Annotated in this window: 18 protein-coding genes; 5 read left to right on the top strand and 13 right to left on the bottom strand. The window is 68.5% G+C overall.

Features of this window, described 5'->3' with window-relative positions:
• Positions 1-5 precede the first annotated feature (5 nt).
• Positions 6-437: a rhodanese-like domain-containing protein gene (locus FCK90_RS12745; protein ID WP_158034678.1), complete on the top strand. Its 432-nt coding sequence runs from the start codon at positions 6-8 to the stop codon at positions 435-437.
• A gap of 123 nt (positions 438-560) precedes the next feature.
• On the opposite strand, the gene FCK90_RS12740 is transcribed toward FCK90_RS12745, so the two are convergent.
• The 5 genes from FCK90_RS12740 to FCK90_RS12720 form a co-directional block, all read right to left on the bottom strand.
• Positions 561-1,589: a LacI family DNA-binding transcriptional regulator gene (locus tag FCK90_RS12740; protein ID WP_158034677.1), complete on the bottom strand. Its 1,029-nt coding sequence runs from the start codon at positions 1,587-1,589 to the stop codon at positions 561-563.
• Positions 1,590-1,691: 102 nt separating this feature from the next.
• Positions 1,692-3,272, bottom strand: coding sequence for an SLC13 family permease (locus tag FCK90_RS12735; protein ID WP_158034676.1), 1,581 nt, complete (start codon positions 3,270-3,272; stop codon positions 1,692-1,694).
• Positions 3,269-4,618, bottom strand: coding sequence for a class-II fumarase/aspartase family protein (locus FCK90_RS12730; protein WP_220433335.1), 1,350 nt, complete (start codon positions 4,616-4,618; stop codon positions 3,269-3,271). Before FCK90_RS12730 ends, FCK90_RS12735 begins: the two co-directional genes overlap by 4 nt.
• A 184-nt stretch (positions 4,619-4,802) precedes the next feature.
• The gene (locus FCK90_RS12725; protein ID WP_158034675.1) at positions 4,803-5,888 is read right to left on the bottom strand and encodes a tartrate dehydrogenase; all 1,086 of its coding nucleotides are present in this window, start codon (positions 5,886-5,888) and stop codon (positions 4,803-4,805) included.
• A gap of 63 nt (positions 5,889-5,951) precedes the next feature.
• A complete protein-coding gene (locus FCK90_RS12720) occupies positions 5,952-6,911 on the bottom strand; it encodes a phosphoglycerate dehydrogenase (protein ID WP_158034674.1) in 960 nt (319 codons plus the stop codon).
• Positions 6,912-7,120: 209 nt separating this feature from the next.
• Here FCK90_RS12720 and FCK90_RS12715 point away from each other — a divergent pair, with 209 nt between their 5' ends.
• From FCK90_RS12715 to FCK90_RS12700, 4 genes are all read left to right on the top strand, one after another.
• Positions 7,121-7,405 (top strand): hypothetical protein, encoded by a 285-nt coding sequence (locus FCK90_RS12715; RefSeq protein WP_246180354.1) that lies wholly within the window; start codon positions 7,121-7,123, stop codon positions 7,403-7,405.
• A 122-nt stretch (positions 7,406-7,527) separates the two neighbouring features.
• Positions 7,528-8,043 (top strand): NfeD family protein, encoded by a 516-nt coding sequence (locus FCK90_RS12710; RefSeq protein ID WP_246180353.1) that lies wholly within the window; start codon positions 7,528-7,530, stop codon positions 8,041-8,043.
• A 97-nt stretch (positions 8,044-8,140) separates the two neighbouring features.
• Positions 8,141-9,343 (top strand): SPFH domain-containing protein, encoded by a 1,203-nt coding sequence (locus tag FCK90_RS12705; protein WP_158034672.1) that lies wholly within the window; start codon positions 8,141-8,143, stop codon positions 9,341-9,343.
• Between the two features lie 233 nt (positions 9,344-9,576).
• Positions 9,577-9,912: an RNA polymerase-binding protein RbpA gene (locus tag FCK90_RS12700; protein ID WP_158034671.1), complete on the top strand. Its 336-nt coding sequence runs from the start codon at positions 9,577-9,579 to the stop codon at positions 9,910-9,912.
• Positions 9,913-10,016: 104 nt separating this feature from the next.
• Here FCK90_RS12700 and FCK90_RS12695 read toward each other — a convergent pair whose 3' ends face one another.
• From FCK90_RS12695 to FCK90_RS12660, 8 genes are all read right to left on the bottom strand, one after another.
• Entirely contained in the window at positions 10,017-10,763 is a 747-nt protein-coding gene (locus FCK90_RS12695; protein ID WP_158034670.1) for a polyprenol monophosphomannose synthase, read from the bottom strand.
• Between the two features lie 236 nt (positions 10,764-10,999).
• Positions 11,000-12,148 carry a hypothetical protein gene (locus FCK90_RS15965; protein WP_158034669.1) on the bottom strand — a complete coding sequence of 383 codons (1,149 nt, stop codon included), beginning with the start codon at positions 12,146-12,148 and terminating at the stop codon, positions 11,000-11,002.
• Positions 12,145-15,177, bottom strand: a complete 3,033-nt coding sequence (locus tag FCK90_RS12685) for a DEAD/DEAH box helicase (protein ID WP_158034668.1) — start codon at positions 15,175-15,177, stop codon at positions 12,145-12,147. Before FCK90_RS12685 ends, FCK90_RS15965 begins: the two co-directional genes overlap by 4 nt.
• A 63-nt stretch (positions 15,178-15,240) precedes the next feature.
• Positions 15,241-16,122 carry a twin-arginine translocase subunit TatC gene (gene tatC / locus FCK90_RS12680; RefSeq protein ID WP_246180351.1) on the bottom strand — a complete coding sequence of 294 codons (882 nt, stop codon included), beginning with the start codon at positions 16,120-16,122 and terminating at the stop codon, positions 15,241-15,243.
• A gap of 78 nt (positions 16,123-16,200) precedes the next feature.
• Positions 16,201-16,506, bottom strand: coding sequence for a Sec-independent protein translocase subunit TatA (gene tatA / locus FCK90_RS12675; RefSeq protein ID WP_158034667.1), 306 nt, complete (start codon positions 16,504-16,506; stop codon positions 16,201-16,203).
• A 16-nt stretch (positions 16,507-16,522) separates the two neighbouring features.
• A complete protein-coding gene (locus FCK90_RS12670; protein ID WP_158034666.1) occupies positions 16,523-16,864 on the bottom strand; it encodes a hypothetical protein in 342 nt (113 codons plus the stop codon).
• A gap of 5 nt (positions 16,865-16,869) precedes the next feature.
• Positions 16,870-19,026, bottom strand: a complete 2,157-nt coding sequence (locus tag FCK90_RS12665; RefSeq protein WP_246180342.1) for a helix-turn-helix transcriptional regulator — start codon at positions 19,024-19,026, stop codon at positions 16,870-16,872.
• Positions 19,027-19,034: 8 nt separating this feature from the next.
• Positions 19,035-19,430 (bottom strand): FKBP-type peptidyl-prolyl cis-trans isomerase, encoded by a 396-nt coding sequence (locus FCK90_RS12660; protein ID WP_158034665.1) that lies wholly within the window; start codon positions 19,428-19,430, stop codon positions 19,035-19,037.
• Positions 19,431-19,500 lie beyond the last annotated feature (70 nt).

Here is a 19,500-nt window from a genome sequence, read left to right as displayed (position 1 = left end):
GTTGAATGGTGCCGGATCCATCGACGAGGCATGATGAGGCGCCGGGTTCGCTCGGTCTTCTGGTCAGGGCTCGAGCCGAGCTCGACCGGCTCACTCCGCAGCAGGCCGTGGTCGAGCAGAGCGGGGGCGCGTTCCTGATAGACCTCCGGACACCCGCCCATCGAGCCGCCTCGGCGGAGATCCCGGGCGCCCTGGTGATAGACCTCACCGTGCTGCCATGGCGCCTGGACCCGACCTTCGCCTGGCGGATCCCGGAGGCCGTCAGCTGGGACGCACGGTACATCCTGATCTGCCGCCATGGATTCTCGTCGTCGCTGGCTGCCTGGAACCTGCGCCAGATGGGTCTGACCAGAGCCACGGATGTCGTCGGCGGATTCGAGGCCTGGGAGGCCGACGGGCTGCTCACGACGACGGCACCTGCAGACATCCGAAGCTAGAATCGGCGCTTTACTTTACATAATGTAGATTATCGGCGTTTTAAGGAGAGCGGACCGTCAGGAGGCAGCAGGCCCTGCGACCGTATTCCGACGGCTGTCGACGAACCGCTTCCGACGACGGGCTCAGGCGTGCCGCGTCATCGGCGGCGGCGCCGTGGACGCTCGTTCGACCAGCCGGATCGGTCCGGTGATCATCTCGTCGATCTCGTCGTCGGCGGGCCGGTCCAGGATCAGGGACACCGCCCTGCGACCGAGTTCGTCCAGCGGCATGAGAACCGTCGTGAGGGCGGGCTGGAAGCTGCGAGCCAGACCGATATCATGCAGGGCTATCACCGACAGATCCTCGGGGACGCGCAGCCCGTTCTCGACGGCCGCGGCGAGCACCCCCGCCGCTGAAGCCACGTTCGCGCAGACGACACCGGTGACCTCATCCTCATGCGTCAGCAGGGCCTGCATGGCCCGGTGCCCCGACTCCGTGTCGTACCGGGCTTCTGCGACCGGAAGGGTCCCGAGGCCGGCGGCCGTGGTCGCCGCCTCGAAGCCGGCCAGCCGTCGTCGTCCGGAATCCGTATCGAGAGGGCCGCTGACATGTGCCAGGCGGCGGTGCCCCAGGTCCAGCAGATGCTCCGTGGCCAGGTGCATGCCCGCCGCATCGTCCAGGAGGACATGCCTCCGGCTGGTGTCAGGGCGTCGGTTGATGTGCAGCCAGGGAGTCTGCCCGAACCCGTTGCCGAGATCCTCGTCCGACAAGGTCGAGGCCACGAGCAACCTGTCCACCGTGCCGGACCTGACCCATTCCAGGAACCTCGACGGGCGCCGATCCTGCCCGCTCGAGGCATCGCCGGCGATGCCCGCCACGAGCGTGTACCCGCGTCGATCCGCCTCCGCCTCTGCGGCGTCCAGGATGATCGTCCAGATCGGATTGGTGAACGTCGGCAGCAGCACGCCGAGAGCGCCTGTTCTCGACGTGCGCAGGCTGCGGGCGGCGTTGCTCGGCCGATAGGAAAGCTCGGTAGCTGCCCGGTGCACGCGCTCTCGTGTGCTGTCGCGGATCGAGAGCCCCGGCTTGTTGTTGAGCACCTTCGAGACCAGCCCCGGGTCCACGCCGGCCCTCGCAGCCACATCTGCAATGGTCGCCCTCTTGGCTCCCATGAATTCCCTCCGCTCCCCTGGCACTCTCCTGCCGGTGCACCACCAAGTATGCGGGTGCGACCGAGAATCGGCCGCACCCGCATACCCATCAGGGATATGGAATCACGTGAGGGTCACGAACGTGGTGGTCACGAGCACCCCGCCGGAGATCACGACGATGGCGATGACATCGAAAACCACCCCCGTCCGGAACATCCGGGTGATGGGCACCATGCCCGACCCGTACACGATGGCATTGGGCGGCGTCGACACCGGCATCATGAAGCCGCAGGAGGCCCCGAATATGGCGGCCAGGACGGGGATCGTGGGATCCATTCCGACGGCGGTGGCGATGGGGATCATCACGGGCGCCACCACCCCCACCGCTGCGGTGTTGGACGCGGTCTCCGAGATCAGTACCGCCATCACCACACCCATCACCGTGACGGCGACCGTGCTGTTCAGGCCCATGCCGTCGACGACGCCCTCCCCCACCACCTGGGCGAGACCGGTGTTGTCCATGAGGGCTCCGAGCACCAGTCCCGTGCCGACCAGGAGGATGGTGCCCCAGTCGATGGACACGGCCTGCCGCCAGGTGAGCGTGAACCGTCGCTCCCGCCAGGACAGGAGCAGGACGAAGAGGAGGCAGGCCGCCAGAATGGCGGCCGTGCCGATGTCGATGCCCACGAACCAGGACAGGGCGCCGTCGGCCAGGGAGGTCTCGGCCAGGACGCTGGGCCCGATCCACAGGACGACGGCCAGGGCGAAGGCGATCAGGGTATTCACCTCACCGCGGGTCCATCCCCCGAGCTCGGCCCGCTGCTCGCGGACATAGGCTTCAGCGCCGGGCAGGACACGGGTTTCGGGGCGGTTGAGGAAGTAGAGCACGGCGCACATGACGACGAACAACGCTGCGGCCAGGGGCCCCGTCATCAGGAACCAGTCGACGAAGCCGACCTCGACGTCCACCTGCTGCTTGAGGAAACCCAGGCCCACGATATTGGCGGTGCTGCCGATCGGCGTCAGCAGGCCCCCGACGCTGGCCCCGTAGGCGATCATCAGCATCGTCATGGTGGCGAACCGGGTCTTGCTCGCGTTCTCCACCCCGGCTGCCTCGGCGAGCTCGGGTCCCAGCGCCCTGACGATGCCGACTCCGATCGGCAGAAGCATGGCCGCGGCCGCGGAGTTCGAGACGAAGGCCGATACCAGGGTTGCGATCAGGCCGAAGGCGATGGCCACGCGCAGAGTGGAACGCGCGACGCCGGGGAAGGAAAGGACGAACAACGCGAACCTCTTGTCGAGGCCGTGGACCGTCATGGCACGAGCGAGGATGAACCCGCCGAGCACCAGGAAGATCGTGGAGCTGGAGAAGGCGGCGTAGACGAAGTCCTCGGCCGAGTCCCCGGATCCCTCCTCGAGATCCGGGACCTGCAGGAGGACGGCCAGGCCCAGGGCGATCATGGACGAGACCGGGATCGGCACCGCCTCGGTCAGCCAGGCGATGAATACGAAGGCCATGATCGCGGCCAGGTGCTGCTGCCCCGTCGTCAGCGGCAAGGGCAGGAGCAGCATCACGGCCAATGCCAAGGGGGCCAGGATCAGACCGGATGACTGCCGGATCCGGTCGAAGCGGTTGTCCGGGGCCTCTTCGCTCGCCTGGACCGGCCCGGTCGCCGCCAGCGGTCTCTGCTGTTCCCCGCTCATCGCACTCCCCCGGCACGCTCGGCCCAGCCGCGCCGGGCGGCTTCGCAGATCGAGCCGGCCTCCCCCAAGTACTCGGCGGCCTCCGGCACGGCGACGTCGGCGTCCACCCCCTCCTTCTCGAGGCGGTTCCTGACGGCCTCGCCCAGACTCGAACCCTCGGAGCGCACATCCAGGGCCGCCCCGTAGACGATGTCGTGAGCCTGCTCCCTGCCCAGGGCGTCCGCCAGGGAGATCATGGCCGCCTCGGACATGATCAGGCCCCCGTCGGCCGCCAGATTCGACCGCATGGCTGTGGTGCTGACACGCAGCCCCTCCAGCAGTTCCGCCGCAGCGGTCAGGACGCTGCCGGTCAGCTGCAATATCTGCGGCAGGACATGCCATTCGATCTGCCATTCGCCGGCGGCGCGCTCCTGCGGCATCTCGAGGGTCCGGGACAGGGATGAGACGAGTGGGCCGACGATCGCTGACATCCCGATGATGCCTTCGGCGAGGATCGGATTGGCCTTCTGCGGCATGGTCGACGACGCGCCACGGTGCGAGCCGGCTGCCTCATGGATCTCCCCGATCTCGGTACGCGATAGGTCGATGACATTGCGGGCCAGGCGGGCGCAGCTGCCGACCAGCAACGTGCAGGTCTGGGCCATGGTGACGACCCCGTCACGAGCGGTGTGCCACGGCACGTCCGTCGTATACAAGCCGAGGTCCTGCGCCATGAGCCGTCGCAGTTCCGGCGCCTGCGGGCCCAGGGCGGCCGAGGTCCCGCCGGCCCCGAACAGCGAGATGACCGATACGTCGTCCTTGGCTGCGGCGAGTCTGCGGCGGGAACGGGTGAGTTCCGCGAGCACGGGCGCCAGGTGGGCGCCGAAGGTCGTGGGCACCGCTTGCTGCCCGTGGGTCCGCCCGGGCATCACGGTGGACGCATGTTCGCCGACGAGAGCGGTGAGGCGCTCCCCCACGGCCTCCACCAGCTGCTCCAGGGCCTCCGCTGTATCCCTGAGCATCAGGGCCTGCCCGGTGTCCATGGCGTCCTGGGTGGTCGCCCCATAGTGGACCCGCCCGTTCGGGCCCTCCGGCAGGTGCGCCGCCATCTGGCGCACCAACGGAAGGATCGGGTAGCCGACGTTCCGTGCGGCGGTCCACAGGGCCGGCAGATCCAGATGCTCCAGCGTCACCGAGGAGATGGCCTGAGCATCGGCCTCGCTGATCACCCCGGTCACCGCCTGCGCGGCGGCGAGTGCATGCTCGAAATCGATCCACCCCTGGACCGTTCGTTCCGCGGACAGGAGTTCCGCCAGGGCGGGTGCCGGGTATAGCTCCGTGAGCAGGCTGAAGGACAGATGTGACATAGAAATCCGTTCAATCGTTTGAATGGTCAATCGTTTGAACATTATGAAGTGGCGCACACTGGAGTGTCAACGTTGTGTTCATTCGGCCTGCTGCAACGCGAAATGCCGGGTCTCGGACGAGGAAGTTCTCGTCCGGGACCCGGCATCTCCGTCTGACAGTGAGAGCGGCTAGCTACTCAGCTCATCACCCACGGTTCGTCCCGGAGGCCAAGGCGTCCGTGATCGCCCGCCCGAGGTCCTGGGTACTGGCCTGCCCGCCCATGTCCGGTGTGAGTTCGCCGGTCGCCAGTACGGATTCGATGGCCGCCACGATCGCAGCAGCGGCCTCCGTCTCGCCCAGGTGATCCAGCATCAGGCTGGCGCTCCAGATCTGGCCGATCGGGTTGGCCAGACCGCGTCCGGCGATGTCCGGGGCGGACCCGTGCACCGGCTCGAACAGGCTCGGGAACTTGCGCTCCGGGTTGATGTTGGCGCTCGGGGCGATGCCGATGGTGCCCGTGCAGGCCGGCCCGAGGTCCGAGAGGATGTCTCCGAAAAGGTTGCTGGCCACGACCACGTCGAACCAGTCCGGGTGCATCACGAAGTTGGCGGTCAGGATGTCGATGTGGAAGCTATCGACCTCTACCTCAGGGTAAGCCTTGCTCATCTCGGCCACCCGTTCGTCCCAGTACGGCATGGTGATCGAGATGCCGTTGCTCTTGGTCGCTGAGGTCAGGTGCTTCTTCGGGCGGGACCGGGCGACTTCGAAGGCGTACTTGAGGATCCGGTCCACTCCCGTCCGGGTCATCACGGTCTCCTGGATGACCGTCTCCCGTTCGGTGCCCTCGAACATCTTGCCGCCGATGCTGGAGTACTCCCCCTCGGTGTTCTCGCGCACCACCAGGAAATCGACGTCGCCCGGCGCCCGCCCTGCAAGGGGGCTGGTCACCCCGGGCATGAGCTTGACCGGGCGCATGTTCACGTACTGGTCGAAGTGGCGCCTGAACTGCAGCAGGCTCCCCCACAGGGAGACGTGGTCCGGCACCACCTCGGGCCACCCGACGGCCCCGAAGAAGATGGCGTCCCGCCCTACGAGCTGGTCGTACCAGTTCTCCGGGAGCATGGCGCCGTGCTCCTGGTAGTACTCCGCACTGGCGAAGTCGAAGTGCTCGTAGTCCAGGGCGAAACCGAAGCGTTCGGCGGCGGCGTCGAGCACCCGAAGACCCTCCGGAACCACTTCCTTGCCGATGCCGTCCCCGGGGATGACGGCGATAGCGTGCGTCGATGACATGGGTCTTCCTCGATCCAGTAGGTGACTTGGGCCAGTAGGTGACGTGGGGTCAGGCGGGCGGGATCAGCTGGCGGCAGCGGGCTGATTGACCGGTGAGGGCGGAGTGTCTCCGGCGAGTACCGCCAGGACGTTCTCGGCCGCGGCCAAGCCCGCACGCTGGCGCGCTTCCACCGTCTGGCCGCCCAGGTGGGAGGTGATGACGACGTCGTCGCGTCCGCGCAGTGCAGAACCTCCGGAGATGGTTTCGGACTCCAGGACGTCGAGCGCGGCACCGGCGATCCGCCCGTCGTCGAGCGCACGTGCGAGGGCGCTCTCGTCGATCAGGGAGCCGCGTGCGGTATTGACCAGGACCGCCGTGGGCTTGAGGGCCTCGAGGAATCCCGCGTCGACCATGTGATGGTTGCCGGCGGTGGCCTCCACATGCAGGGACACGTAGTCGCCCCGGGCGCACAGGACGGCGCGGTCGACGAACTCGAGCCCCTCGGTGTCCTGGCCCGGATATCTGGTGCTCACCAGGACCTCCATCCCGAAGGCCCGCCCGAGCTCAGCCGTGGCGCGCCCGCTGGCGCCGAAGCCCACGATGCCCAGGGTCCTGCCGTGGAGTTCCGTTCCCGCGGTCCGCGGCCACTGCCCTGATCTGACCGCCGGGATGACGGCATCCAGTCGCCGTGCGATCGTGAGCATGAGCCCCATGGCCAGCTCGGCGACGGCGTGGTGGTTGACACCCGGGGTATTGCACACCCAGATGCCGTGATCGGTGGCCGCCTGGATGTCTACGGAGTCGAATCCCACGCCGGATCGTGCGATCACTTTCAGCGCGGTGGCGGCATTCAGCATCTCGGGCGTCACCGGCTCGCTGGCCAGGATGGCCGCGTCCGCACCGTCGAACAGGGTGAGGGCATCAGCCTCGCGGCGCGGTCCGCTCGACGGGTCATAGGCCACTGAATGTCCCGCGTCGGTCAGCAGCCGGTGGACCGTGTCCCCCGGTCGCAGGTAATCGGTGGTCACCAGAACGTGCGCCATGGGTGGGGGTGCTCCTCGCGGTGCCCGGGCTTCGGCCGTCGACATGCTGAGTCGACGTGTCTCTACGTGAGGAACGCTAAAGTGTGGGCTGTCCCGAGCACAACTCAGCCGTTTAGCGATCGTGTGAGTCGCAGTAAGAGGTGTTGGCTCGGAGTTCGGTGAACTCTGCGTGCACGACGTTCAGGGACCTTGGCATTCGCGCTACCGTTATGGCACCCATCCTGCGGACTGCGGCAGCGCAGAGCCTGACCTCCCGGAAGGCCCACGACATGAGCAAAGAGCTCGAGTTCATCAAGGGCGTGGACAAGCTCCACGCCTTCTACACGGAGAACGTGCGCATGCTCGCGCACGCCTATGACATCGAGGATGAAACCGCCGCGCGCCTCCTGGACCGCTACGACTACCGCAATGTGGCCAGGAGCATCCTCCGTCCGCCTCGCGTGGACATCCTGGGCGAGATCACGGGTGAGTCCACGGACGATCAGCCCCGCTGAGGCCCCCGCTGACCCGGCTGTCACAACTTGGCGTCACATGATCTGATGGGGCGTGTAACCGTGAGGGCCGCGATAGCCGGCGATTACAGTGGCAAATGTGGCGGTACTCCCCCGACCGGCGCATGACACTGAAGTGGAGGTCTGTAGACACCGTGCTGGACTGGATGCTGATGAACGGATGGATGGTGTGGCTGATCATCGCCGTGCTGCTGGGCGTGGTCGAGATCCTGACCCTGGACCTCACCTTCCTGATGCTCTCCGGCGGGGCCCTTGCCGCCTCCCTCGTATCCGGGGTGACGGGAGGCAACCTCATCCTCGAAGTCCTGGTCTTCGTGGCCGTTGCCGTGCTGCTGCTCTTCGCCATCCGCCCGCGGCTGCTGCGCCGATTGCATGATGCGCCGGGGAAGGATGCTCTCTCGAATACCGACCGCCTCCCGGGCCAGCCCTGTCTGGTACTGGAGACGGTCACGGCCCACACGGGCCTGGTGCGGCTCGACGGCGACGTCTGGACCGCCCGCGCCGGAGGGGGCGAGCAGTACGAGGTCGACGAGCAGGTCTACGTCCAGCGGGTCAACGGAGCCACCGTCGTCGTCACCCATGTGCCACTGAATCCTGCCGGACCGACGGTCCAGGCCTGATCTATGCCCGGCGCGGTCGACCGCGGCTCCTCGCTGCGGCTGACCGGAAACCAGCCCGGGCACCGAGTACGCAACATCCAACCCGAGAGGATTGACCATGGTTTTCATCATCTTGCTCGCCGTGTTGGTCGTGCTTGCCGTGGTGATACTGCTCAAGGCAGTGCGTATCATCCCGCAGGCACGCGCCGGCATCGTGGAGCGCCTGGGTAAGTACCAGGCCACCCTCAACCCGGGACTGCATATCCTCGTGCCGTTCATCGACCGGCTGCTGCCGTTGATCGACCTGCGCGAACAGGTGGTCTCCTTCCCCTCGCAGTCCGTGATCACCGAGGACAACCTGGTGGTCGGCATCGACACGGTCGTGTACTTCCAGGTCACCGATCCGCGGGGCGCGACCTACGAGATCACCAACTACATCCACGCCGTGGACGAGCTGACCTCCGCGACGCTGCGAAACGTCGTCGGCGGCCTGAACCTCGAGGAGACCCTGACCTCCCGCGACAAGATCAACGCGGAGCTGCGCGGTGTCCTGGACTCGACCACCGGCCGCTGGGGCCTGCGCGTATCCCGTGTCGACATCAAGGAGATCACTCCCCCGCCGTCGATCCAGGATTCGATGGAGAAGCAGATGCGCGCCGAGCGTGACCGCCGTGCCGCGATCCTGACCGCCGAGGGCCAGAAGCAGTCCCAGATCCTCACCGCCGAAGGCGAGCGTCAGGCTGCCGTTCTCTCCGCCGAGGGTGACGCCAAGGCCTCGATCCTGCGCGCCGACGGCGAGGCGCAGGCCATCCAGAAGGTCTTCGACTCCATCCACCGCGCCAAGCCGACCCAGAAGCTGCTGGCCTACCAGTACATCCAGACCCTGCCCAAGGTGGCCGAGGGATCTGCCAACAAGGTGTGGATGATCCCCGCCGAGCTGGGCGACGCCCTGCGCGGCGTCGGAGAGTTCCTGGGCAAGCCCGACAGGGGCGAGGACTGGGGCGACGTCATGGAGGAAGAGGACCGAGCCGAGGACGAAGCCCGGGCCGCGGCCCGCGACGAGGCCATCGTGAAGTCGGAGGGCGTCAAGGTCACGGACGAGGACCTCAAGCCCTCGACGGCGCTCACCGATCCCGACGCGTACACGGTCCCGGACCCCGAGTCCATCGACCCCAACGCCCCGGTGGACCTGAACGCCCCGATCCCCGGTGACGATGCCGGTGCCGGGGAGAAGCACTCCCCCTTCACGCAGGAGCACCAGGAGACCTACGGGATTGTCCCCGAGGACAACGACGGCGGCAACGGGGACCAGCAGCGCTGAGCCCCCTCGTTTCCGCTGAAACCGGAGTCCGGTCGCCCATCCTCGCCGATGGGCGACCGGACTCCGGTTTCGGCGGGTCCATATGACGCCGAACGGGAACAAGGCCGCCGCCGGCGGCGTTGGTACCACCGATCGAGGACTGATCCGGAGATAAGCCGGCGCGGCCATGGCCCGCGTAAGATATGCCACCGGAGAAGTTTGGAAGTGTCTTCCACCGACAGGAGTTGCACCTGATGAGTGACCGTAGCCTGCGAGGTATGCGCCTGGGCTCACAGTCCATGGAGTCCGAGGCCGGCGTCGAGCCGGCACCCCGGCAGCGTGTCGAGTACCGCACGCCGGACGGGGAGCAGGTCTTCGTGACCTTCGCCTCCGAGGCCGAGATCCCGTCCGTGTGGGTCTCCAAGTCCGGCAAGGAAGCGGTGATCGTCAACGGCGAGAAGCCCGAGAACCCCAATGAGAAGCACCAGCGCACTCACTGGGACATGCTCATGGAGCGTCGCACCACCGAGGAGCTCGAGGAGATCCTCGAGCAGCGCATCCAGTTCTACCGCGAGCAGCACGCCATCTAAGCGGACCGGCCGGGCGAACCGGCTGCTGCCGCCTACGACGACGGGGCCGGGACCAACTCTTGAGGTTGGTCCCGGCCCCGTCGTCGTTGAGGGCTACGGCCGGATCAGCGCCCGAGCAGGTTGTTGACCTTGTCGCGCAGCACGCGGGCACGCGCGGTGGTGCCCCACTTGGCCACGTTCACGACGGCCTCGCGGGTGATGTCCCCGCTCATCTTGGACACGCCCTCGGCACGCTCCACGAACGTGATGGGCACCTCGACCACCTTCAGCCCGGCCAGCTCCGTGCGCCAGCCGAGGTCGATCTGGAAGCAGTAACCCCGGGACTCGACCGAGTCCAGGTCGATGGCCTTGAGCGTCGAGGCCCGGAACGCGCGGTAGCCGGCCGTGATGTCCTGGATGTTGGAGCCCAGGAAGAAGCGGGCGTAGATGCCCCCGCCGCGGGAGATGAACTGCCGGTACCAGGGCCAGTTCACGGTGGAACCACCGGGCACGTAGCGCGAACCGATCGCAAGATCGGCGCCGTCGTCGATGGCCAGCAGGAGCTTGGGCAGCTCCTCGGGCTGGTGGGAGCAGTCGGCGTCCATCTCCACGAGGACGTCGTAGCCGTTGTCCATGCCCCACCGGAATCCGGCGATGTAGGCCTGGCCCAGGCCGTTCTTCTCCGTCCGGTGGAGGACGTGGATCTGGGAGTCGGCAGCTGCCATGCTGTCGGCCAGGTCACCGGTGCCGTCGGGGCTGTTGTCGTCGACCACGAGGACGTCGCCCTGGGGAACGGAGCGGCGGAGCCGGTCCATCACGGTGGGCAGGGATTCGCGCTCGTTGTACGTGGGAATGATGATGAGGGACCGCACGCGGTTCAAATCCTTTCGCCGACACTGTCGGAGTTCGGGCTGCCGGCACCGCAGGACGAACCGGGCGCCTTCGGACCAGTCACGGCCCTCCCGGAGGAGGACGGAGACTGTTTTCTAGGGACGCCCGGCCCGGCCGGCAGTAGAGGCCCAGTCTAACGAGGGGCCCGGGCGAGACAAACCATTGGGTTCACTGTGCCATGCCGTGACCTCCCGGACGGAGGCGACAGGCCGTGTCATCAGGCCTTGTACAGCTGCAGCCCAGCCAGGAAGGTGCCTTCGCAGACGGGGAGGGCCTCGTCCTCCAGGGCGGGCAGCAGCGGCGTACGGGACCGGGGGTCGGTGCTCCACGAGGCACCCGTCCCCGCAGCGGCCTGCACCATGAGCGCCTCGACCTGCCACAGGGCGTACGTCGCCGGCGTCCCGGGGGCCAGCTGGCCGCTCATGCCTCCCCCGCGGCCGATGCCTCTCCAGGCACCGCGGGTGGCTGCGGTGAAGGCGGCCCGGGCGGAGATCCGCTGGTGCTCGGCATCGTGGTTGAGCAGCTCCCGGACGGCCGCCCACGGTTCCAGGAGGGCGCCGCCCGTGCCGAGTGTGACGGGGATCCCGCGCCGGTAGTACTCGGAGGCCAGCGGACTGGATGCCGGATCCAGGCACACGGTGAAGGCGCAGCCGCTCAGCGCGTCCAGCACCGGGAGCAGCTCGTCCGAGGTCAGGTCCGGGGCGAACTCGAGGCGCAGGCCCGCGGCGTTGAACCGCCGCTCCCCGGCTGTCTCCCGTGCGGCGACCACTGCATCGACGATGGCGGTGGCACTCGTCCTGTCGACGACGAGCCCCGGCCGCAGCGACCGTTCCAGGCAGGTCGTGAGGAAGGCGGTCACCTGCTGCGCCGGAGCGTCGTGGACCACCGTCCGCAGGCCGACCAGACGATCGTCGGGCCCGACCGCGGAGATCAGATCGAGACCCGGCTCCAGGGCCTCCGCGGATACGGTGGGCCACAGGTACACCGACGGACGGGCGGCACCTCCGCCGGCGGAGGGCGCGTCCTTCCGGTCCTCGCCGGGGAGCGACGTCAGGGCGTCGACGGGCCCGGTGTGCACCACTGCGGCGGTACCGCGGGCCGCCGCGTTGCGGAGCACGGCGTCCGGGTCCCCCTGGGCCGTCAGATCCACGGAACTGTCCACGAAGGCGGGGGTGACCAGTCCGCCGTCCAGGTCCACGATCCGCATTCGATCGTCCACGAGCGAGTCGGCGGCTTGCTCCGATCCCACCCAGACGACCTCCTCGCCCTCGACGATGATGGCCGAGGCGAAGGGGTCCGCCGTGGTGTACACGGAGCCGTTGCGGTACAGCACGGGGGCGGAGGCCACCGGATCCGGTGCGGTCATGAGAAATCGTCTCCCTCGTCGGGGTCGTCGAGAACGGACTGGACCACCACGCCGCGGTGGATCAGTTCCACGGCACGCCGGCAGGCGGTTCGCAGGTCGGGGTCCAGAGCCGTGATGGAGCCCATCTGGTCCAAGAGGTCGATGACCTGCCTGGCCCAACGGACGAAGTCGCCGGCCGCCATCTCGGAGTCCTCCAAGGTCACGTGCAGCGAGGCCCCCCGGGCCCAGCGGTACATGGGACCGGCCAGGCCCAGCTCGGGCTCCGCCGTCGGCCGGACCTTGTGCTGCTCCTCGAGGTCCGTGAGGGCGGACCACTGCGCGATCACCGCGGCCACCGCCCGCTCGATGGCGGGAGTGGGCATCTTGGGCCGGATCCCGGCGTCCTCCCGCTTGGCCTGGTAGACCATCACGGTGGCCGTGGCGGCCAGCGCCGCCGGGTCGAGCGGCTTGAGGGTCCCTTCCCGCAGGCTCATGGCCAGCAGGAGGTCGCGGTCGCCGTAGATGTGCCGCAGCTGATCACCCGGCGGCGTGGGGTGCAGCGCGCCGTCGTCGTCGACCGTCAGGTAGTCGAGGGCGTAAAGCACGCCGCAGATCCGGTCGAAGGTCGTGGCCACGGCGTTGGTGCGGTTGTCGAGCTGGCGCAGCAGGCCGTCCGTGTCCTTGCGCAGCCTGTTCCAGCGCTCGGCCCACCGCGCGTGGTTCTCCCGGTCGTTGCAGCCGTGGCAGGGGTGCTCCCGCAGCCTCCGGCGCAGGTCGGTGATGCGGTGCTCCAGCTCCGAGCTCCCCCGGGCGAACTGGATCGCCCGGCCGCCTCCGCCGTGGGAAGCCGATGCGCCGTCGCCCTCGCCGCGGGCCGGGCGCCGCTCCTGGAGCGCTGCGCGCATCCATCCCGCCACGTTCTTGCGGTCCTTGGGGGAATCCGTGCGCACCTTGTTCGGCAGCTTGACGAAGGACACCGGCTCCAGGGGCCCATCCAGGTCCTGGGCTCCCAGGCGCCGCAGATTGGCGTCGTAGGTGACGATCACGGGTCGTGGCAGCTCGGCCCGGGAGTCCGTGGCGATGACGACGGCGTAGCCCCGGTTGCGCCCCTGCGGGACGTCCACGATGTCCCCCGGCCGCAGATCCGCGAGGGAATCGGCTGCCTGGGTGCGCCGGGCATGGGAGCGGGACTTCTCCGCGTTCTTCTCGGCGTCCTTCAGCTCCCGCCTCAGCCTCGCGTATTCGGTGAAGTCCCCCAGGTGACAGGTCATGGCCTGCTCGTAGCCCGCTAACGCGTCCTCGTTCGAGCGCACCTTACGGGCCAGCCCGACCACGGAGCGGTCCGCCTGGAACTGGGCGAAGGAGGACTCCAGGATCGCCCGGGAGCGCTCCGCGCCGAACCGGGCGATCAGGTTCACGGACATGTTGTAGGTCGGCCGGAAACTGGAGATCAGCGGGTAGGTGCGCTTGGAGGCGAGCCCCGCCACCATGTTCGGATCCAGTCCCGGGCGCCACAGCACCACGGCATGGCCTTCGACGTCGATCCCCCGCCGCCCGGCCCGCCCCGTGAGCTGGGTGTATTCGCCCGGGGTGATGTCCACACGGGACTCGCCGTTGAACTTGTCCAGGCGCTCCAGGACCACCGAGCGCGCGGGCATGTTGATCCCCAGCGCCAGGGTCTCCGTGGCGAAGACCGCCTTGACCAGGCCCTGCGCGAAGAGCTGCTCGACGACCTCCTTGAACAGCGGGAGCAGCCCGGCGTGATGGGCCGCGACGCCGTGCTCGAGGCCGTCGCGCCATTCGTAGAACCCCAGCACGTCCAGGTCGGAGGCCTCCAGAGCGGCGGCGGCCTCGGCCACCACCGCGCGGATGGTCTGGCGCTCCCGGTCCGTTGTGAGCCAGAGATTGGCGGCCAGGCACTGCTTGACGGCGTCGTCGCAGCCGGCGCGGGAGAAGATGAAGGTGATGGCGGGCAGGAGTCCCTCGGTCTCCAGCCGTTTGATCATCTGAGGCCGGGAGATCCGGTGGTGGTGGCCGAAGCGCCCAGCCACGGCGCGGGACCCGGCATCGCGCGACGAAGAGTCGAAGCCGTGGGACTCGTACCGGTGGCCGCCGTGTCCCCGGCTCTCCCGGAAGCCCTCGTCGCGGCCGCCGCCGGAGCCATCGCGCTGGCGGCGGGCCATCCGGTCGCGCGATCTTCCCCCGGGTCCTCGCCGGCCTCCATTGCGGCGTCCGTAGCCGCCGCCGGAGCGGCCACCGGGCGGCTGGCTGCGGGCCAGGTGCAGCAGCTCGGGATTGACGGCGGGTCCGCCGTCGTGACCCGAGTCCTGCGCCCGCCGTCTGCGGTCCACGGCCTGCTCCACCGTGGAATCGTCGACGAACAGGTCCATCAGCTCCGTGCCCACCTGGACGTGCTGCCACAGCGGCACGGGGCGGTGCTCGGAGACCACCACCTCCGTGGACCCGCGCACGGTGTCCAGCCAGTCGCCGAACTCCTCGGCGTTGGAGACGGTGGCGGACAGGCAGGCCATCTGGACGTGGTCCGGCAGGTGGATGATCACTTCCTCCCACACGGCACCGCGGAACCGGTCGGCCAGGTAGTGGACCTCGTCCATGACCACGAACCCCAGGTTGGCCAGGGTCGAGGAGCCCGCGTAGAGCATGTTCCGCAGCACTTCCGTGGTCATGACCACCACGTCGGCCTCGGAGTTCACGGCGGTGTCCCCCGTGAGCAGCCCTACGCGCTCGGGACCGAACCGGCGGGCGAAATCGTGGAACTTCTGGTTGCTCAGCGCCTTGATCGGCGTGGTGTAGAAGGCCTTCTGCCCGCGGGCGAGGGCCAGGTGGACCGCGAACTCCCCCACGATGGTCTTCCCCGCCCCGGTGGGCGCCGCCACCAGCACACCGCTGCCGGACTCCAGGGACCTGCAGGCCTCCGTCTGGAAGGCGTCCATCTCGAAGTCCAGGGTCGCGGCGAACCGCGTCAGCTGCGTCTTGGCCTCTGCATTGCGTTTCTTGGCTGCCAAGTAGCGCTCTGAGGGTGAAGACATGGGTTCAACCCTACGCGCTGATCCAGGGCCGGAACGGCACCGGAAACCGCTTACGCGCAGGGCTCAGTCCTTGGTGTCGGCCTGGATGGTCCTGAGCTCGTCGTCGGAGGTGGCCTTGATCGAGGAAGAATCGTAGGCGGTTTGCTGCTTGGCCAGCTTCTTGGCCCGGCGCCGGTCATTGAGCAGGCAGATGCCCACGGCCAGGAAGAACAGCGCCATGAGCGGTGCCGAGATGTAGAACATGACCATCAGGTCCGGGCCCGGCGCCACGATGGCCGCCAGCAGCAGCACCAGGATGATCACCCAGCGCCAGGCCTTCAGCAGGGACCTGCCGGGCAGGATCCCGATCATGTTCAGGCCCACGAGCAGCACCGGCAGGACGCAGGCCAGTCCGAGGGCCAGGACGAGTTGCAGTACGAATCTGACGTACTGGTTGGCGTCGATCACGTTGGCCGTGTTGTCCGGGTTGAAGGCCGTCAGCGCGAAGACCGCGCTGGGCAGGGTGAGGACGCCCAGCGCGCAACCACCCAGGAAGAGCGGTACGGCGGCGATCACGAAACCGTAGGCGTAACCCTTCTCCTTCTTGTGCAGCGCGGGGGTGATGAAGGCCCACAGCTGGTACAGCCAGACGGGGCTGGCCAGGATCAGCCCCAGGATGATGGAGACCTCGACCATCACGCTGAACGGCCCGCCCACGCCGCCGAAGTTCAGGATGGCCTCGCGGTCCGTCTGCTGGTTGAGCTGCTCGATAGGAGCATTGAGGTACTGCATGAACGGCTGGTACAGGAAGAAACCGGCGATCATGCCGATCACGGTGGCGATCGCCGAGATGATCAGCCGATTGCGGAACTCCCTCAGGTGCTCGGCCAGCGCCATCTGCGCCTGAGGGTTGTTGCGCCGGCTGACGCGCTTCTTCTTGGGGCGTGGGGTCTTCTTCTCGCTCATCACAGACGTGTCCAATCAGACGGATTCACCCGGCCAGAGCATTCGGCCGGGTGAATCCGTTCACCGACGACGGGCTTCCTAGCGGGCGGTGCCGTCGCTGTCCTGCCGGGCGGCGGGATCCTTCTCGGATGGGCGCGGAGCGGAGGCCGGGCCCGGCGAGGCAGGGCCGTTCGAGTCCTGGGAATCGACGGCCTCCCCGTTGACCACCGTGTTCTCGTCGTCCTTGCCGTCCTCCTTCATCTCCTTGACCTCGGACTTGAAGATGCGCATGGACTGGCCCAGGCTGCGGGCCATGCCCGGAAGCTTGGGGGCACCGAAGAGGAGCAGGATGACCACCAGGATCAGGATGAGGACCATGGGGTTGTCGAATAGGCGACCGAACATAATGTTCCTTTCGGTGTCACCGCGTCAGGTCGGAGACCCTCTGCGGCTGGCCCATCGCCCGGCGTCGTGCCGAGCGGCGTTGGGATCGGGCCTTACGTCGTTCTAGTTTGCCACTACGGTACTGCCTGTGGGCCTCGCCCCAGGGGGTGTAGACGTCGGCTCGGCGTGGCATGGGGTGCCGGGCGCCGTCAGCGGCGGTGGCGACTTCCAGTCGCTCGTTGACCGAGTCCCCGAAATCGCCCAGATCATGCAGTGCCCTGGCCAGCTTGCGCCATATCCGGTACAGCATGAGGGCCAGGAAGACGGCGCTGAGCACGACCAGCGCGGTCCAGAGCACGACCCACATCCACCAGGACATGCGACTCAGTCTAGACCCGCGGGCTGGCCGGAACCTGCGAGGGAGTAGGCCGTGAGCGCATCGTTCACCCAGATTCGGCCGCGCTCCGCCACGGCCTCCGGCCCCGCGATGCCCAGCTGGCCGCCGAACCGGGCGACCAGGGAGAAGGCCAGTTCCTCGGTGGTGAAGGAGATCTCGGCGGCCTCGAACTCCACCGGTGTGGAGGGCGCGGCGGTCTTGCCGCGCGCGGACTTCGCGGCCCGCCCGGAGCGAGGGAGTTTCACCGCAGCCGTCCGCCGGGCCCGGTACTGGTCGGCGACCCACCGGGCGCGGCGGTCGGAGATCAGCACGATGTCGGTCTCGGCGGAGGAGACCGTGGCCACACCCGTGCGGTGCGTCCTCGCCTCGTCATGGGCTTCGGCGTCACCGACGACGGCGGCCGACCGGATCCGGTCCAGCCGGAAGTCGCGGAAGTCCTGGGCTCGGGCGCACCAGGCCATGACGTACCAGTGCGAGTTGGCCGAGACCAGGCGCAAGGGATCGATCTCCCGGTCGGTCACCTCGTCGCGTGAAGCCACGATGTAGCTGATCCGCAGGCGCTGCCTCCGGTCGATCGCCGAGCGCACGGTCGCGGCCACCGCCGCGGACTCCTCGTGTTCGGGTGCCCTGCCCCGGGCCTCCTGCGCCGCGGCGGCCAGCGCCAGGAACGTCTCGTCCGGGCGGGCTCCCACGGCGTCCACCACGGTTGCCGGTTCACCGGCCGCCTCGGCCACCTTGCGCAGCGCCGAGTCGATGGCCGGGGTGTGCTCGCCGGGCAGGGAGCGCAGGGTCTGCAGCCCGACCAGGAGTGCCGCGGCCTCGGGCTGGGTCAGGCGCACGGGCGAGGAGATCTCGTCGGCGTTGGTGACCGTGACCGCGCCGTCGTCCCAGGAGGCCTCGATGAGCTGATCGGGGGTGTGCCCCGGCCGGCCGCAGACGAACAATGTGGTGAGGTCCTCCACGATCTGCTCGGTCGAGGCCTCCACATGCTCGGCGACGTCGGTCAGTTCCACGCCCTGGTGCCCGTAGACGTAGCGGACGATCTCCAGCATGCGGGCCAGCCGGTCCGCGCTGGTGTTCGAGGACCGGCGCGGTTTGCGCGAGGTCCTGGACCAGTCCACCTCCACGCCGCGGGTGCGCGCCTGGAACTGCGCCGCTGCCTCCAGCCGGCGCAGGACGCTGTCGCGCACCCGCTGCTGTAGCGACGGCGACGACGCGGGCGGGACGACGGCATCCGGGCCCACGGCGGCGATCTCGGCGGCCACGCGTTCCGGTTCGGTCACGGGTATGACCAGGCGATCGGGGCCGTCACCCGTTTCGGCAGGCTGCACGGAGGAGGCCATACGCCTGAGCATCTGCCCCCGGCCGGCCGTGACCACCACGGTCACCGAGCCGAGCTCGGGTGCCGCCTGCAGGGCATCGAGGCGTTCGTTCATCGAGAACCCCGCCGGCGGCTCGAACGTCTGCGGCGTGGAGCGGACGTCCGAGACGATGCGCGAGAGCCGGAAGGTGCGTTCCGCCTGCCGGTCCAGGTCCCAGCCGATCACGTACCAGGAGCCGAACCGCGAGCCCACCCCCCACGGCTCCAGACGCCTGGTGGACAGCTCGTCCGTGGAGGCCGCCAGATAGTCGAAGCGGACCTGCCGGTGCTTCAGGACCGCGTCCATCAGCGGCGCGAAGGACGGTTCCTGAACGGTGATGGTGGGCTGGACGAGCGGGGCACCGTCGTCGTCGCCCGCCGACGGCTCGAGCACCGGCTCCAGCTTGCGCAGCGCACGACGGGCGGTGGAGGCCAGCGTGGTCTCGGTCCAGGCGTTGGCCGCCAGGGCAATCACCGCCGCCTCCTCGGCTGTGAACCTCAGTTCGGGCAACGCGAAGGAGCCGCGCGCGATCCGGTACCGGTAGCCCGTCTGCTCCTCGAAGAACGCGTCCTCCGGAACCTCCTCGATCGGGAATCCGAGCGTGCGCAGCTCCTGCTTGTCCCGCTCGAAGGCGCGTTCGAAGGCGGCGTCCGACGGCATGGCCGTGTAGTCGGGCACGGCGGCGCGCAGCTCGGCGCGGGTGTACCCGCGCTCGCGGTAGAGCAGTGCGAAAATCAGGTTCAGCCGGCGCTCGGAAGCGCGCCGCTGCTGATCAACGGGCACCGGGCGGCTCAGCGCACGTCGAGCAGGTCGACCACGAAGATCAGGGACTCGTTCGGGCCGATGACACCGCCGGCGCCGCGCTCGCCGTAGGCCTGGTCCGCGGGGATCTCCAGCCGACGGCGGCCGCCCACGCGCATGCCCAGCAGGCCCTGGTCCCAGCCCTCGATGACCTGACCGATCCCGACCGTGAAGTCCAGGGGCTGGTTGCGGTTCCACGAGGAGTCGAACTCCTCGCCGCCCGAGAAGGTCACGCCGACGTAGTGGCAGGAGATCTGCCGGCCCGCCTCCGCGGGGGCGCCCTTGCCTTCGATCACGTCGACGATCTTCAGCTCGGTCGGGGCCTCGCCCTCGGGGAAGTCGACCTCGGGCTTGGTGCGGTCAAGGTTGCGCTGTCCAAAGGACACGGGTGCCTCCTGAATCGATGTGGTGCGGCGTGGTGCCTGGTGTGCTGAGGTGAACGGGAGCGGACCGCTA

The organism is Kocuria coralli, assembly GCF_008831305.1.
Classification (GTDB): domain Bacteria; phylum Actinomycetota; class Actinomycetes; order Actinomycetales; family Micrococcaceae; genus Kocuria; species Kocuria coralli.
This window is presented reverse-complemented; position numbering and strand designations above follow the sequence as displayed.

Excerpts from the sequence above, each read along its gene's own strand:
- FCK90_RS12745 (WP_158034678.1), top strand. The coding sequence starts at position 6 with ATGGTGCCGGATCCATCGACGAGGCATGATGAGGCGCCGGGTTCGCTC.
- FCK90_RS12740 (WP_158034677.1), bottom strand. The coding sequence starts at position 1,589 with ATGGGAGCCAAGAGGGCGACCATTGCAGATGTGGCTGCGAGGGCCGGC.
- FCK90_RS12735 (WP_158034676.1), bottom strand. The coding sequence starts at position 3,272 with ATGAGCGGGGAACAGCAGAGACCGCTGGCGGCGACCGGGCCGGTCCAG.
- FCK90_RS12730 (WP_220433335.1), bottom strand. The coding sequence starts at position 4,618 with ATGTCACATCTGTCCTTCAGCCTGCTCACGGAGCTATACCCGGCACCC.
- FCK90_RS12725 (WP_158034675.1), bottom strand. The coding sequence starts at position 5,888 with ATGTCATCGACGCACGCTATCGCCGTCATCCCCGGGGACGGCATCGGC.
- FCK90_RS12720 (WP_158034674.1), bottom strand. The coding sequence starts at position 6,911 with ATGGCGCACGTTCTGGTGACCACCGATTACCTGCGACCGGGGGACACG.
- FCK90_RS12715 (WP_246180354.1), top strand. The coding sequence starts at position 7,121 with ATGGCACCCATCCTGCGGACTGCGGCAGCGCAGAGCCTGACCTCCCGG.
- FCK90_RS12710 (WP_246180353.1), top strand. The coding sequence starts at position 7,528 with ATGACACTGAAGTGGAGGTCTGTAGACACCGTGCTGGACTGGATGCTG.
- FCK90_RS12705 (WP_158034672.1), top strand. The coding sequence starts at position 8,141 with ATGGTTTTCATCATCTTGCTCGCCGTGTTGGTCGTGCTTGCCGTGGTG.
- FCK90_RS12700 (WP_158034671.1), top strand. The coding sequence starts at position 9,577 with ATGAGTGACCGTAGCCTGCGAGGTATGCGCCTGGGCTCACAGTCCATG.
- FCK90_RS15965 (WP_158034669.1), bottom strand. The coding sequence starts at position 12,148 with ATGACCGCACCGGATCCGGTGGCCTCCGCCCCCGTGCTGTACCGCAAC.
- FCK90_RS12685 (WP_158034668.1), bottom strand. The coding sequence starts at position 15,177 with ATGTCTTCACCCTCAGAGCGCTACTTGGCAGCCAAGAAACGCAATGCA.
- tatC (WP_246180351.1), bottom strand. The coding sequence starts at position 16,122 with ATGAGCGAGAAGAAGACCCCACGCCCCAAGAAGAAGCGCGTCAGCCGG.
- tatA (WP_158034667.1), bottom strand. The coding sequence starts at position 16,506 with ATGTTCGGTCGCCTATTCGACAACCCCATGGTCCTCATCCTGATCCTG.
- FCK90_RS12670 (WP_158034666.1), bottom strand. The coding sequence starts at position 16,864 with ATGTCCTGGTGGATGTGGGTCGTGCTCTGGACCGCGCTGGTCGTGCTC.